The 14,050-nt window shown below is 42.1% G+C and carries 23 protein-coding genes and 1 pseudogene; 20 read left to right on the forward strand and 4 right to left on the reverse strand.

All coding sequences use genetic code 11. The features are described from left to right. Positions 1 to 4: 4 nt before the first annotated feature. Together QZ106_RS07590 and QZ106_RS07595 are read right to left on the reverse strand one after the other, a co-directional pair. Entirely contained in the window at positions 5 to 280 is a 276-nt protein-coding gene (locus QZ106_RS07590) for a CII family transcriptional regulator (RefSeq protein WP_295976117.1), read from the reverse strand. A gap of 20 nt (positions 281 to 300) precedes the next feature. After that, positions 301 to 504, reverse strand: coding sequence for a YdaS family helix-turn-helix protein (locus QZ106_RS07595; RefSeq protein WP_005651305.1), 204 nt, complete (start codon positions 502 to 504; stop codon positions 301 to 303). A gap of 123 nt (positions 505 to 627) precedes the next feature. Between QZ106_RS07595 and QZ106_RS07600 the strand changes: the two genes are divergently transcribed. Both QZ106_RS07600 and QZ106_RS07605 read left to right on the forward strand, forming a co-directional pair. Next, positions 628 to 1,383 (forward strand): S24 family peptidase, encoded by a 756-nt coding sequence (locus QZ106_RS07600; RefSeq protein WP_295976119.1) that lies wholly within the window; start codon positions 628 to 630, stop codon positions 1,381 to 1,383. A gap of 18 nt (positions 1,384 to 1,401) precedes the next feature. Further along, positions 1,402 to 1,884: a helix-turn-helix transcriptional regulator gene (locus QZ106_RS07605; RefSeq protein WP_295976120.1), complete on the forward strand. Its 483-nt coding sequence runs from the start codon at positions 1,402 to 1,404 to the stop codon at positions 1,882 to 1,884. 322 nt (positions 1,885 to 2,206) lie between these two features. Here QZ106_RS07605 and QZ106_RS07610 read toward each other — a convergent pair whose 3' ends face one another. After that, the gene (locus QZ106_RS07610) at positions 2,207 to 2,377 is read right to left on the reverse strand and encodes a DUF1508 domain-containing protein (RefSeq protein ID WP_295976123.1); all 171 of its coding nucleotides are present in this window, start codon (positions 2,375 to 2,377) and stop codon (positions 2,207 to 2,209) included. 14 nt (positions 2,378 to 2,391) lie between these two features. Between QZ106_RS07610 and QZ106_RS07615 the strand changes: the two genes are divergently transcribed. The 18 genes from QZ106_RS07615 to QZ106_RS07700 all read left to right on the forward strand — a co-directional run bounded on the left by QZ106_RS07615 (position 2,392) and on the right by QZ106_RS07700 (position 12,732). Next, entirely contained in the window at positions 2,392 to 2,613 is a 222-nt protein-coding gene (locus QZ106_RS07615) for a hypothetical protein (protein ID WP_295976126.1), read from the forward strand. A gap of 290 nt (positions 2,614 to 2,903) precedes the next feature. Continuing rightward, complete coding sequence (locus tag QZ106_RS07620; RefSeq protein ID WP_295976128.1) at positions 2,904 to 3,293, forward strand: hypothetical protein; 390 nt, start codon at positions 2,904 to 2,906, stop codon at positions 3,291 to 3,293. A gap of 334 nt (positions 3,294 to 3,627) precedes the next feature. Further along, complete coding sequence (locus QZ106_RS07625; RefSeq protein ID WP_295976130.1) at positions 3,628 to 3,915, forward strand: hypothetical protein; 288 nt, start codon at positions 3,628 to 3,630, stop codon at positions 3,913 to 3,915. Next, positions 3,893 to 4,057, forward strand: a complete 165-nt coding sequence (locus QZ106_RS07630; protein ID WP_295976133.1) for a hypothetical protein — start codon at positions 3,893 to 3,895, stop codon at positions 4,055 to 4,057. The genes QZ106_RS07625 and QZ106_RS07630 overlap by 23 nt, the downstream gene beginning before the upstream one ends. 2 nt (positions 4,058 to 4,059) lie before the next feature. Next, a complete protein-coding gene (locus tag QZ106_RS07635; protein WP_295976135.1) occupies positions 4,060 to 5,016 on the forward strand; it encodes a hypothetical protein in 957 nt (318 codons plus the stop codon). 6 nt (positions 5,017 to 5,022) lie between these two features. After that, positions 5,023 to 5,808 (forward strand): phage recombination protein Bet, encoded by a 786-nt coding sequence (gene bet / locus QZ106_RS07640; protein WP_295976136.1) that lies wholly within the window; start codon positions 5,023 to 5,025, stop codon positions 5,806 to 5,808. After that, on the forward strand, positions 5,805 to 6,416 hold the full coding sequence (locus QZ106_RS07645; protein ID WP_295976137.1) for a YqaJ viral recombinase family protein: 612 nt from the start codon (positions 5,805 to 5,807) through the stop codon (positions 6,414 to 6,416). Before bet ends, QZ106_RS07645 begins: the two co-directional genes overlap by 4 nt. 8 nt (positions 6,417 to 6,424) lie before the next feature. Then, positions 6,425 to 6,883, forward strand: coding sequence for a single-stranded DNA-binding protein (gene ssb / locus QZ106_RS07650; RefSeq protein WP_295976139.1), 459 nt, complete (start codon positions 6,425 to 6,427; stop codon positions 6,881 to 6,883). A gap of 17 nt (positions 6,884 to 6,900) precedes the next feature. Next, the gene (locus QZ106_RS07655) at positions 6,901 to 7,083 is read left to right on the forward strand and encodes a hypothetical protein (RefSeq protein WP_295976142.1); all 183 of its coding nucleotides are present in this window, start codon (positions 6,901 to 6,903) and stop codon (positions 7,081 to 7,083) included. Positions 7,084 to 7,119: 36 nt separating this feature from the next. Beyond that, positions 7,120 to 7,749, forward strand: a complete 630-nt coding sequence (locus tag QZ106_RS07660) for a polymer-forming cytoskeletal protein (RefSeq protein ID WP_295976143.1) — start codon at positions 7,120 to 7,122, stop codon at positions 7,747 to 7,749. 317 nt (positions 7,750 to 8,066) lie between these two features. Continuing rightward, positions 8,067 to 9,350 (forward strand): DNA cytosine methyltransferase, encoded by a 1,284-nt coding sequence (locus QZ106_RS07665; RefSeq protein ID WP_295976144.1) that lies wholly within the window; start codon positions 8,067 to 8,069, stop codon positions 9,348 to 9,350. Next, the gene (locus tag QZ106_RS07670; RefSeq protein WP_295976146.1) at positions 9,347 to 9,868 is read left to right on the forward strand and encodes a DUF551 domain-containing protein; all 522 of its coding nucleotides are present in this window, start codon (positions 9,347 to 9,349) and stop codon (positions 9,866 to 9,868) included. Before QZ106_RS07665 ends, QZ106_RS07670 begins: the two co-directional genes overlap by 4 nt. Positions 9,869 to 9,909: 41 nt before the next feature. Continuing rightward, on the forward strand, positions 9,910 to 10,548 hold the full coding sequence (locus QZ106_RS07675) for a hypothetical protein (RefSeq protein WP_295976148.1): 639 nt from the start codon (positions 9,910 to 9,912) through the stop codon (positions 10,546 to 10,548). Between the two features lie 47 nt (positions 10,549 to 10,595). Beyond that, the gene (locus QZ106_RS07680) at positions 10,596 to 11,012 is read left to right on the forward strand and encodes a hypothetical protein (RefSeq protein ID WP_295976149.1); all 417 of its coding nucleotides are present in this window, start codon (positions 10,596 to 10,598) and stop codon (positions 11,010 to 11,012) included. 72 nt (positions 11,013 to 11,084) lie between these two features. Further along, on the forward strand, positions 11,085 to 11,954 hold the full coding sequence (locus QZ106_RS07685) for an SPFH domain-containing protein (RefSeq protein ID WP_295976150.1): 870 nt from the start codon (positions 11,085 to 11,087) through the stop codon (positions 11,952 to 11,954). Positions 11,955 to 12,186: 232 nt separating this feature from the next. Continuing rightward, positions 12,187 to 12,345, forward strand: a complete 159-nt coding sequence (locus tag QZ106_RS07690) for a hypothetical protein (RefSeq protein ID WP_295976153.1) — start codon at positions 12,187 to 12,189, stop codon at positions 12,343 to 12,345. A gap of 16 nt (positions 12,346 to 12,361) precedes the next feature. Continuing rightward, positions 12,362 to 12,547, forward strand: coding sequence for a hypothetical protein (locus QZ106_RS07695; protein WP_295976160.1), 186 nt, complete (start codon positions 12,362 to 12,364; stop codon positions 12,545 to 12,547). 5 nt (positions 12,548 to 12,552) lie between these two features. Then, positions 12,553 to 12,732: an AlpA family transcriptional regulator gene (locus QZ106_RS07700; protein WP_295976155.1), complete on the forward strand. Its 180-nt coding sequence runs from the start codon at positions 12,553 to 12,555 to the stop codon at positions 12,730 to 12,732. Between the two features lie 287 nt (positions 12,733 to 13,019). Here QZ106_RS07700 and QZ106_RS07705 read toward each other — a convergent pair. Then, a pseudogene (locus tag QZ106_RS07705) lies at positions 13,020 to 13,544 on the reverse strand (NAD(P)H-dependent oxidoreductase). Positions 13,545 to 14,050: the final 506 nt, after the last annotated feature.

Raw genomic sequence — 14,050 nt, forward strand, 5'->3', positions numbered from 1 at the left:
TTTTTTATTGCCCAAATTTCTCAATGCCTTTACTTGCGAAAAGTTTTAAGGCGTTGAGATCTTCTTCTGAAATCTGTCTCAATTCTTTATCCACCACGGTTAGTCCGAGGAAGTCCAAATAACCACAGAATTTATCTAGGTGATCGGCTTTAAATCGGCAAATTGTTGCAGCATCCACACCGATATAATCAGCGGCATGAGCGTCTTTCGTATTTGCCGATTTTTGCCGTATTAAGTCCGCATTTTTAATTGCGTCTTTGCTTAATTCATTGCGTGCCATTGCGCTTGCCTGTTGTTAAATTAAATTCCGTAAACATCCGGTAGGATTTCAGATTTTTTAACTTGTCTTTTCGTGGCTTTTTCAATCGCAACCGCCACGCTTGGAGGTGCTTTTGATTTGCCCGAAATGATTTGCGAAAGAAACGATGGGGCGATCCCAATTTTTCTTGCGAAATCAGCCTGAAATCCACGAGGTTTATCGGAAAAATATGCTTTTAAACTCATATAAATCTCGCTATTTAGTAAAAACTAAAGAGAGTTTAGTGATTGTTTAGTATTTTGTCAAGGGTGTTTAGTTTTTGCTTATTTAGTTATCACTAAATAAAATCAAAAAAAAACGGAGGGCGTATGAAACAAATAAGATCGCAAATGGCAGAAATAAGACGGGCAAACCTTAAAATATGGTTTTCCGACAAGCCGTTACCAGAAAAAGATAAGAGCTTTATATCTCAATTAATAAGCGGTAAAACGGAATCTTTTGGGGAAAAAGCGGCTAGACGATTAGAGCGAGATCATGGCATCCCTCCTTTATCTTTGGATAATCCGAACATAGCTAATACAGATTTGAGCAACGCAAAATTTAGCGGTGGCACTATATCAATTACGACCGCTAATAAAATCTCCCATGGTGGGCAGTTAATAGCGCAATCAGAACAAGACGGAAATCACAAGCACCGGATAGATTATTTAGATGTGCGTGCGGCAGCAGGGCTGGTTGGCTTTGAAAACTCAGACTATCCCGAAATTGTATCAAGCCTATTTTTGTCCGATGAGGGGATGTTGCAAATCATTGGGCGCAAGTCGGCCGCGGGAATTAAGATTGTCAACGTGCCAACAGACAGCATGGAGCCAACAATCCGTAAGGGCGATTGGGTGTTTTTGGATACTAATATTGATTATTACAACGGAGACGGCGTTTATGCTTTTGCAATAGACGGCGCGTTGTTTATCAAGCGTATCCAAAAACTTGTTGGTGGTGGGTATAGATTGCACTCAGACAACAAGGACTACGATCCACAAGATATAACAGATGAGATCTACCAAACTGCAAAATTTGTTGGTCGATTTATCAAAACAATCCATATTGATGTTGCAACGTTGTAAGCAATTAAAGAGGTAGTTATGCGCGCGGTAGCACGAAGAATAAAACAAGAGAGAGAAAGACAAGGTAAGTCAACTATTGAGATGGCGCACATTTTAAGCGTGCCGGAACAGGAGATAATCCGCATTGAAAACGGCGAATTACAGCTCACAATGCGAGATATAGACGATTTCGCACTTGCCCTTGATGTTGACAAGGACTATCTAAAATTTGGTGACAGATGGAGCCCTAATGCGTCTATTAGCCAATCCTACATAGACAATCCAACCTTTGACAGCTCCAATATTGCCACCAACACCGCAGCTAACATCACAAACAATTATTACTCAGACAACTCTATACAGTCGCAAATCGACCGCATAGAAAAAGCCGCTCATGCCGGGCGACTTGGCGCAACGTCTCAAATGGATCGCATTGAGGAGCAAAATAAACTAATCCTAGAGCGTATGGAGCATTTAAACGAAAAGATTGATTTTTTACTGACAGCCTACGATATAAAATAACCCATAATCACGCCACCTAAACCGCCTCACTGGCGGTTTTTTATTGCCTAAAATTCACAAACCACCTCAAAAAACGACCGCACTTTTCTTTTTCACTACCTTTTGATTAAAAAATAAGCAAATAAACACATTTCTTGAAAATTTATTTCTTTAAAAATCAACTAAATACTAAATTTTAGATAAATTTATTCAATTTTTACTAAATAAACTATTTACAAAACATTTAGCTTTTACTAAACTACCACCATCAAAACGAGATACACAATCTCAACGCTCTTTAAAAATTGTGATAAAAAAGCCCTGATGAACAGGGCTTGGGTTATTAGGCGTTATAAACAGGTGTCTTACGGTCAGTGTCCATTACAAGACCAATGCAATGTAAGCAATTATCTTTGGTTGTATAACCTTCGCTTACTGCAATGATCTCGTGATTGGCCGCTCTTAACCGCCAATACCACTGATTGTTTACGCCTTGAAAAATTTGAAAATACATAGAGGTAGCCCCTTATGCAAGATGAAATGAAACGCTATGCAATTTCTTATAACTTTAAAGGTTCCAGATGGAGTTCAGAAGTTTATGCCTCCTCTTTCGAAGAGGCAAAAGAAAAAGTCAAAGCAATGTCCCAAGCAACAGTTGATGGTGAAATCCATTATTCGATTTATATTCCCGTTAAGGAAAAATCGTGGTTTGCGAGGTTAATTATTAGAATAACCCAAAAATTCACTTAACTAAGTGATACTTATCACAATTTTAGACAATTAGGTTCAAAACACATTGATCGCCTAATGGTGAGCAGTTAGTAAAAGCTCGGACGGCAGATAGACCCGACACTGCAACAAAACGGAAGAAAGCCCGAATCGATTAGTGTGTTTAGCTTAAATATGCCGCGGGCAATGAATCCGCAATATTGAGCGAATTTTAAAGACGAGCAAACGCGGCTTAGGCGTGACATACCGGAGAGACGGTAAATTTCAAAGCGTACTCAGCAGAGAGTGAATCCAAGCGCGCAGAAACACAAATGCAAGACAGAGTGCGCTTTGAAATGGCAAACATAAAACAAACGAGGTTAAAAATGGAAAAACTAATAAATAAAAATGGTGAAGTAGCGGTGTTGTATTCCCCGGAGTACGGTGCGGGATGGGTTACATGGAATGTTAGATATCCGCAGATGGTTTTTGAACGCGAAATGGTTGAGGCTGTTTTAGAGTCAGAAAGGTTATGTCTAGGAGATGAAGCAAAAATTGAAAAATTGTTGCCTGTTGCAGAGCGACTATTTCCGGGTGCGTACTTAGGTGGAATTAATGGACTACGCGTTGATTGGGTAAGACAGGGATCTGTATTTAAAATCAGTGAGTTTGACGGGCGTGAAGCCATAGAATACTTAGGATTTGATGCTTTCTGCGCATAAGAAAACTCTATGGCTCTTGTTAGAGGGCTTTAGTCTTAACAAGGATTGTTAAGCTGGTCGAGCTGATTTAGTCACGGCTGACACCGCTCAAGACGAGCTTACGCACTTGGGATGACTACCTGTACTTTTGGTTACTGTCTTAGCCGAGCATGAGGGCTTAAAACTTATGCAACCTATAAAATTGGTTCCTTAGGTTTGCCCTCCGTAAAACGAGGGCTTTTTTTTGAGGTGAAAAATGAAAAACGTTATTGATTTTTTATTGTTTGTAATCGTTGTTGCAGCTTTTCTTCCTGCCGCAATGGCTTTGGTTTTACTTTAATCGAGGATCGAAAAAATGAAACAGTCACTAAAAACTTTAATTACCGCAGTTTTGGCATTTGCGCTTAGTTGTACCGCGTTATTTTGGCTCAACCCTGCTAACGCCGCCGAATATGTGACAGATTACAACGATGTTGAGGTAAGTGAGCAAATCAGCGCGGAAACCATTGCGAAAGCAAAAGCACAATGGATCGAAGAAAACGGCGAATGGCAACCGAATCTCGATGCCAGAACCGAAAAATACTTACGAAAAACTACCGCACTTTTACAGGAACAACGAAATGCGAAAAGTAAGACGCGGTAGCGTGTTTAGTTTCGATAATCCGGACGATTATTACGAATCGCTGGAAGAACGACCGCAACGTGACGAACCACCGGAAGATGACGAAGAGCCGGCGGACGATGATTGCGAATATTGGAAAAGTAATTGCTACGGCAGAGGTTAAAAATGGAAAAACAAGAACAAAAATTTGAATTAATTATCAGCACAGAAAGTAAAGTGCTGGCGTGTAATATCGCCGACTTTGAAAAAAAAACTGACCAATTTTTATCTACTCTCACGCAGTCCTTTGAAACGGACGAAGATTTCGGGCGCGCAAAGGAAGAAGTAAAAATCCTTAAAGAATTGGAAGATAAAACCCGCGCGGCGATTAAAAACGCACAGCAAGGCGATATTAACGAACTAATCGCACAAGCCGAAGCTATCGCAGAACGTTTTCGTCAAGAGCGATTGTCGCGCGATAAGTTGGTGAAAGAAAAAGAGGCATCGATTAAGGACAATATCGCAAACGCGGCGATAATCGAAATCCTCGATACTCGCAATTCAGCTTGCAGTGAAAGCACTATTTCGCTTGCACTTGAATTTACTATGCCAAAAGACACATTGAAAAAACGAATTAATGACGCGACGAAAAACAAACGCACCATTGACGGATTGACTAAAGCGGTAAACGCCGAAAAAGCGTTAGTGTTGGCTGAGTTAATGTCAGAAATCGCGCGCCTGCAATCACGCCTAAAACTTATCCCAATCTCGCACGAATATCTGTTCAGTGACGCGGTGAAACTGATCGCCGGCGAAGACGACTTAGAAGAAATCGTGGCGCAACGCATTGAAGAAGAAAAACAACGCGAAGAACAACGCAAAGCTGAAGCGGTAGCCGAGAAAGCCAAGCTGGAAGCGGAAGAACAGGCAAAAGTACAGGCGGAAGCGGCGGCAGTCGCGCAGGAAATGGAAACACAAACTCCACCTGCGGCACCGGCGCAAAGTGCGGTAGAAAATCACGGATTTGTTATCCAAATCACATTGCCGCCAATGCCGCAAGCTGACGCAGTAACTATCGCGCGCGAAGTTAAATCCGCGTACGGCGATCAGTACGAAGTAACACTAAAACCACTTAAAGGATAAATAAAAATGGCAACAGCACTCCAAACATTAACCGATAAACTGGCGAAACGCTTTGAAATCGCGGACGGTTCTGACCTGATGACGACATTAAAAAATACGGCATTCAAAGGCACTGTAAACGACAGCCAAATGACCGCACTTTTAATTGTTGCCAACCAATACGGATTAAATCCTTGGACAAAAGAAATCTATGCTTTTCCTGATAAAAGCAACGGCATTGTGCCGATTGTCGGTGTTGACGGCTGGGCGCGGATTTTGAACGAAAACCCACAATTTGACGGCATTGAGTTCGATCTTGACGATGAAAAATGCACTTGCCGAATTTACCGCAAAGACCGATCAAAACCGATTTCCGTCACCGAATATATGAGCGAATGTTACCGTGATATGGGACCGTGGAAAACCCACCCTAAACGAATGCTACGCCATAAGGCAATGATTCAGTGCGCGCGTCTTGCTTTCGGTTTTACGGGTATTTACGACCAAGACGAAGCAGATCGCATTGCCGAAGCGCAAAAAGAGCAAATCAACGTAACGCCGAAACAAAACGTAATTGATGTTAAGTCCGTAGAATTGATTACTGACGAACAGCTACAAACCTTGCAACAGCTGATCGACGTTACCGGCTCAAATGTTGAAAAAGCCCTTGCTTATTACGGCGTAGAAAGCATCGAAAAATTGCCGAAACAAAGTGCGGTCGATTTTATCGCTAAATTGAATCGCAAACTGGACGTGCGGGAAAACGCCGCCCAAAACAATGATGAAAATCTTGGAGATAATATCCCGCTATGATCGACGGATTAATAACCCTAGATTGCGAACAAGGCTCGGAAGAATGGCTGGCTGCAAGGTTAGGCATTCCGACCGCGACTGGTTTTGAAAATATCGTCACCGCTACCGGCAAGAAATCGGCAAGTTATATTAAATATATGGCGGAGCTGATCGAAGAAAGCATTTTAGGCGGTGGCGATACGTTTAAATCCGGTTTTATGGAGCGCGGCAATCAGTTAGAACCGCAGGCGCGCGCCGCTTACGAGTTTTTAACCGGCAATGACGTTATTCAGGTCGGCGGCGTGTATCTCAACGAAAACCGCGATGTAATAGTTAGCCCCGACGGATTAATTCCGTTACTCCAAAAAGGGCTTGAAATAAAATGCCCGAAAATGAGTACACACATCCGCTATTTGCTTGAGGGTGGCGTGCCGACTGAGTACGTTATACAGGTGCAAGCGAATTTGTGGGTGACCGGCTATGAAACATGGGATTTTGTGAGTTATTGCCCGGAATATCAAAAGCAAACGCTTTATTTGTTTACGGTTGAGCGTAATCCATTGCTTATGAGTGCGTTTGATAAATTAATCCCCCAATTTTTAAGTACATTAAGAGCTTACAAAAATTAGAGGTAAACATGGCAGGAATAAATAAAGTAATCCTTGTCGGCAACTTGGGAAACGACCCTGATGTCCGCACTATGCCGAATGGCGAATTGGTTGCCAACATTACCGTTGCCACCAGTGAAAGCTGGAATGATAAAAACACTGGCGAACGTCGTGAAGTGACCGAATGGCACCGCATTGTGTTCTATCGTCGTCAGGCGGAAGTCGCGGGCGAATATCTGCGCAAAGGCTCTAAAGTCTATGTTGAAGGGCGATTAAGAACCCGCAAATGGCAAGACCAAAATGGGCAAGATCGCTATACCACGGAGATTATTGGGGATGTATTGCAAATGTTAGATAGCCGACAAAGCGGCGAAAAGCAAGATAAACCGTCCACCAACAATAATGCTTACGCTAACGCTAAAAATGGCGTGAAACCGAAACAGCAGGCAGAAAGTGCGGATGATTTTAATGATGACATACCGTTCTGAGTTACAAAGGGGCAAAAATGGCTAAATTTATCAAGTTATCAACAATAAACAGCGTCATTTTCATAAACATGGATTTGATTGAAGGCATGTCAAGAGATGGCAGTATGACAAATTTATATTGTTCCGGGGATAGCAACTCACATTTTAGAGTGACGGAAACTCCGGAAGAAATTTTAGAAGCTATGAAAGCCACTGAATAAGTGGCTTTTTTATTATCCAAATTAATGAGGTTAAAAATGAGAGAACAACAAAAGAAATATGAGTTAACTGACGAATTTATTGAGCATTGGAGCGGTAAAAAACTATACCGAATTAGAGCGCTGGTTACATTTGGTACTGTTGTGGCGGGAGAGCTTGGTGGGTTTGTTGAGTCAGAAAAAAATTTAGATCAGTCATTGTCCGGTAACGCTTGGGTGTACGGTGACGCTCGGGTGTACGGTAACGCCCGGGTGTCCGGTGACGCTCGGGTGTCCGGTGACGCTTTGGTGTACGGTAACGCTCGGGTGTACGGTGACGCTTGGGTGTACGGTGACGCTCGGGTGTACGGTAACGCTCGGGTGTCCGGTGACGCTGAGGTGTCCGGTGACGCTTTGGTGTACGGTAACGCTCGGGTTAGATCTTATGCGGTAATTTCCGAGCGTAAAATGATTTTTTGGGCAACTAATGTCGGCTCGGGGAACGGTACGCTAACAGTATTTAACGGCAAAGACGGACTAATTGTAACGCGTGGTTGTTTTACCGGCACGGTTGATGAGTTTTTAGCAAAATCTGCCGAAGTGCATGATGATAAAACAAAAAATGAATACGAATTGCTAATTGAAGTAGCAAAAAGTCGAATCTTAGGTGTTAAAGATGAACGAAATTAATATAAGCATTCCCCACTCAAGATTTTCCGATATTTTCGGGTGCTATTTTTATGTGCGGATGAATAGCGGTGACCCATCGGCTGTTACACGTGCGTTAGATGACGCTAAATATAGTTGGCTTATGTTTGCTCTGAGTTGCGAAATGACATTATCCAGACGGCGGAATCAGCAAGCTATCCTGCGGTAGTTAATAACTACGTAAATAATTTTATTGAGTGGGCTAATACTCGATTTAACGACAAGCAAGACTACAACACAGCAAGACCACTGGTTAATGTGTTGCCGGTGGTTGATTTAAAGCCGTACGGGGATAAAAAATGCTGACATACGGTTCGGTTTGTTCGGGGATTGAGGCGGTAAGTGTAGCATGGCGAGGGTTGATGAGGCCGCTTTGGTTTTCCGAAATTGAGCCATTTCCATGCGCCGTGCTTGCTCATCATTACCCCGACACCCCAAATCTTGGCGACATGACCGCCTTACCTCAAAAAATTATAAACAGAGAAATCCCCGCCCCTGATGTGCTTGTTGGTGGTACGCCTTGCCAAGCGTTTTCGATCGCCGGTTTGCGAAACTCGTTAGATGATGAGCGCGGAAATCTCACGTTAACTTTAATACATATATTAGAGGCTATTGATTATGTTAGATGCCAAGACGGTAAGCAACCGTGCGTTTTGTTGTGGGAAAACGTTCCTGGTGTACTATCCACAAAGGACAACGCATTCGGACACTTTTTGGCTGGATTGGCTCAAGAGCGTGAGCCGTTACAACCAACAGGGGGCAAATGGTCAAACGCTGGTTATGTGCATTCAGCCCGCACTATCGCGTGGAGAATCCTCGATGCTCAATACTTCGGACTCGCCCAACGACGCAAAAGAGTGTTTGTTGTGGCAAGTGCTAGACAGCGCAGTGTCGCCCAAATACTCATTGAGCACAAAAGCCTGTGCGGGGATATTGAGACGAGCGAAACAGCGCGGGAAAGTATTACCACCTACACTGAGGGGAGCTTTGGAACATATCGCCAATCCGCATTGGGGGGGGTAGTAACTGCTAGCGGTGGTGCGCTTGGTGGCGGGTCGGAAACTCTTGTAGTACACGGCACACAAGATCCGATAATATCATCCACCACCGCGCATTGCTTAGGTCGTAACGGCGGGCAAGAAAATATCTTATTTGATATCGCTCACCGCTCCGACGTAGTACGCATACAAGATGATGATACTACGCCGACACTAACGGCGCGCATGGGGACTGGCGGTAATAATATCCCTTGTATTGCTCTTGCTGGCAACACTATCGGCAGACAACCGCATAACGGCGGAAATGGCAATGGATTTGATGACAGTGGAGTAAGTTACACATTAACAACTACAGATATTCACGGTGTTTTTAATGGCTTAACAGTCCGCAAACTTACACCATCAGAGTGCGAAAAACTACAAGGCTTTCCGCCAGGTTACACACAAATACCATATCGCAACAAACTGGTTAATGATTGCCCTGATAGTCCGCGTTATAAAGCAATTGGAAACAGTATGGCGGTGCCGGTTATTAAATGGATTGGAGAGAGAATGATTAACTATATCGGAGATGATACAAGATGAGTAAATACTTTAGTTATGACGCGATCGATGTGAATTTATATGTCCATGAAACCGCAGAGGAGGCTAAACAATCCGCGTTAGATATTGCCGAGGATGGATATAACTTAAGTTCAGGCTGGTGTGGCGGACTTTCAAAAGGTTCGGAGGATTTAATTAAAAGTATTTGTTATGGCGTAATCCTTGGCGGGATTGATTTACCTGTTCGCCAGCCTTCTGTTGAGCAAGATGGAGCGGATGCAGTGGCGAAATTTGAGTATATGGTGCAACCTCCGGTTATTGTTGAGTATGAGCAAAATAACGGCTGGATTAAGTGTAGTGATAGATTGCCTCCGGTCAACGAGGACGGCGAGAGTTGCTCTGTTTTGCTTTATGGTATGGATATACTTAGTGATTTTGGATCTCATCAGTTTATTGGGTACTTGATGGATGGTAAGTTTTATTGTGATGACGGACATAGTTCACATCAATGCTATTACGTCTCTCACTGGCAACCACTTCCGCCACCGCCAACCGAATAACCAACGACCGCAAAGTGCGGTCTTTTTTTTAAGGAGAATTTATGAAACCGTTTGATTTACAAGAGGCGCTGAATGGTGCGCCGGTGCAGTTACGCAACGGACAAAAAGTGTATGTAGTCGGTCTTAGCAAAATCGGCACAGAAGATAGCAATAGCTATATTGTTGGGGAGTATGGTCGCAATTTATGTAGTTGGAGCAAAGATGGCAAATACTGGCTAAACCGCGAAAGCGAATGGGATATTATCGGTATGTGGGAAGAACCCGAACTAACATCCGAACAGGTGTTGGAAAAGGCTTTTAATGAGGGTTTATTTGTCGTCCAATTCAAAAACGTAAATGTTAAATTAAAAGTGATTGCGAAAGCAAAAGATGGTGCTTTTATTTTGGAGGCAGATAACGGATTTATGAGTAAGTCAGGTGATGGAGAGTATGTGCTTTACAAAGACCCCGCACCAAAATCCGACACAATCACCGTTACACTGCCTAAGCCGTTTAAAGCCCAAAAAGGTGACAATTTTTGGTTTATTACAGAGGATTTAGATAGTAATCAACAGCTAAAAATTGACGTTGTCCTTGACAGTAATGGCGATTCTGCAAACTACAAGGATGGCAATTGTTTCCGCACGTTCGAAGATGCTCAAGCATGGCTTGATGCCATGAAAAACGCTTTAGATGATTAATTTAGACCGCACTTTAACAGGTGCGGTTATTTTTTTGGAGATAAATTATGAACTACACAAAAAGACCGGTAACAATTCAGGCGTGGCAATTAACGTTAAATAATGTTTCGAATGGCATTCCAGAATTATTCCAAAATGACGCTATTAAAATTCATTCTGATATTGCTTCTGTCAGCGCAATAATTCACACCCTTGAAGGGGACATGAAAGCGGATCATTTTGACTACATTATCCGTGGTGTAAACGGCGAATTCTACCCGTGCAAACCTGACATTTTCGAAAAAACTTATATGCCAGATCTAAATATTGAAGACTATATCGATCGTATTCGTGATCTTGCAAACAATCGAAATGTTGAGGGAACACATATTGAAGCTGATAAAATCTTGTGTGAAGTACTGAAAACTCTTGGGCAAGGTGAATTGGTCGAAGAATTTGAAAAATTAGAAAAATGGTATGCGTAATAACACAAAATGATATGACCGTCCGAAAGGGCGGTTTTTATTTTTTATTAACAACAAAGAGGAAAAATAAGAATGAAAAAATCAATCATTCATGTTGTGGCTGCAAGTGCTATCGCCGCGTCATTATCCGCCTGCTCACCATTTTCGGTGGATGAAGGGGAAATTGGCTTATTGACCCGCTATGGCGAAATCCAAGAAACGAAATCGGCAGGGCTACACTGGCGTAGCTGGCTTGAAGATGATGTTGTATTTAGCACGCGTGAGCAAAAAGTCACTATTGGAAAATTCGATGACGTTGGTGATATTACCTCGGGTATTTCCGCTTATACTCGGGACACACAAACCGTCACCACGGCGCTAACCATCACGTTCAAATTAACCGATCCAGTGGCAGTTTACAAAAACTACCGCAATACAGATAACATGATCAACCAACTTCTCGAGCCACGTAGTCGTCAAGCGTTGGAAATCGTGTTTTCACGCTATTCAGCACAGTTGGCGTTGGAAAATCGGGCACAATTAACCAATGATATTACGGCGCAAATCCGTGAGGCGGTGAAAGGATATCCTATTGAAATTACTGCGGTTCAAAGCGTGATCAACTTCAATAAAGAATATGAAAAACGTGTGGAAGAAAGTGTTCAAAAGAACGTCGCAATCCAAACCGAAGAGCGCAATTTGATTATTCAGCAGAAAAAAGCCGAAATTGCCCGTGTTGACGCACAAGCCAAAGCTGATGCTGAAGTAATCCAAGCTAAAGCCGATGCCGAAAAAGTGAGATTAGCCGGTGAGGCGGAAGCGGCCGCTATTCGCGCTAAAGGCGAGGCATTAAAAGAAAATCGTCAACTTGTGGACTTAACCGCAGCCGAAAAATGGAATGGTGTACTACCAACAACCATGACGCCAAGCGGAAGTGTGCCATTTGTTAAGGTTGGTCAATAATGCCGGGTTGGTTAGCTGGCGTTGTTTTAGGTGGGGTGGTATTAGCCATCCTTTTTATTATGTTTTATCTAGATAAAATGGAGTAACAAAATGTATTTCTTGGGAGTTCTTTCCGGAATTGCAATCGCATTTGCCGCGCAAGCTTTCTTCCGTCAGTACAAATTGACGGAAAGAAATAAAGAAGATTAATCATTGACACACCGCCCTTTTGGGCGGTTTTTTTGGAGTAAATATGGATGACACAATGTTTTGGATGTTTGTTTTTAGTCTTGGATTACTTTATTTGGCAATGTGGGCGGATAAATTATCCGGGCTATCCATGCGCGAAAAAGAAATGCTTTTTCAGATTCGGGTGTGGTGTTTGAAACAAGGTGGCACAGGTGTTTTTTAGAAACGAATTACAAGTAATGGACGGCAAGCGATATATCGTTATTGAGTGCGAATTTAAGCGTGAATGGACTGTAGTACGAGAATCAAAGCACACGGTCACACAAGGCGAAGCATTAGAAATCGTCCAATATTGGATTAAATACAAGAATGTAAAACCCGAACAGTTAAAAGTAATTGAAGTGCCCGACATATTGAAAGGATAGATATAATGGAACAACAACCAGCATTATTAAGCAAAGCTCAAGTGATTGAAATTACCACCTTGAGCCACACAACAATTTGGCGTATGATGAAAAAAGGAACATTTCCAAAAAGCGTAAAAGCGTCTATGGGTCGTGTAGCATGGCGCAAATCTGACATAGATAATTGGCTAGCCGAACGCACATAAGAGCACTTTCTTCTACTGACGGTAAAAATGACGGTAAAAACCAAATAGCGTTATCTTTACCCCTTTCTATTTCAATATGTTATCTTCTGAGTTAATAATCGAGTGGGAATAAAAAATCACTTTTTCAAATTTAAACGGCTTGTAACCCTGAGAAATCAGGGTTACTTTTCTATTGAGAGAGATTCTCTCATCGAACGAAAGACAGACAACAATGATCTGTCTACAAGTACTTATTAACCGAACACATTTTCCAAGTGAGTTTGGTAGTCTGCCAAATATTTTTCTACCTATGGATTTTTAATTACATCAGTACATAAAAATGTCGGCAAGCGACTCATACCAAGGAATTCATTGAGTTTATGGAAGTGCATATATAGCGCATCCACACCTTTGCCTTCGAAAAAGTCGCCTTCGCGAGTAAATGCTTCAAGTGGCGCATTCCAAGTGAGCGAAAGCATATGTTTTTTGCCCTGTAACAAGCCTCCGGTACCATAGCTCTCAGTTGGGTTAACACGATGGCGACCGTCACTTTAATAGAGTTTGCCATGCCCACTGGTCAATACTTCATCGATATATTTTTTCACTGTTCATGACTCATGCATCCACCAACCGGGCATCTGCCAAATCACGGCATCCATCCAGACAAATTTTTCAACTTCCGTTTCAATATCATATCCGACATCAATCACCGTTTCTTTGACATGATGCCCCAGCGCAGTCAATACCTCTTTCGCCTTTTGTTGAAGCGTATGATTCAACTTGCCATGGGAATGACCAAAATCTTTTCCACCGTCTAATAACAAAATGTTCACTTTTCCTCCTAAAATACAAATGATGTCTAAAAAGGAACGCTATTATGCCCTTTTACTTTGTATTTAAAAAACACAAAATCACAGAATACGCTTGCCATAAACATATGGCATAAAACTATCACTGCATCCAATGCGTTGTACGAATAATAAGCACGAATAAAAGGATTATTCACAAAAAGTGCGGTGATTTTGATGGGTGTTGTTATGTATTTAATCAATTTAGTGGGTTATATTTTCATTCATCAAAAGACACATCACGATCTCAACGTAGCGTGCAACTTGTTGCACGAATAAAAGGCGTTAATAAACTAATTTAGTTTGAAAAGTACGATGGTTTTGGTAGGTGTTTTTATGCGTTTAATGAATTTGGTGAGTTATATTTTCGTGCATCAAGATGCACGCTACGGTCTCTAATTTAGTTTAAAAAGTGCGGTGGTTTTTGTGGGTGTTTTTATACGTTTAATGAATTTAGTGAGTTATATTTTCGTACTACATAGATTTAAAAT

Origin of the sequence: uncultured Aggregatibacter sp. (assembly GCF_901873365.1) — a bacterium.
Classification (GTDB): Bacteria; Pseudomonadota; Gammaproteobacteria; order Enterobacterales; family Pasteurellaceae; genus Aggregatibacter.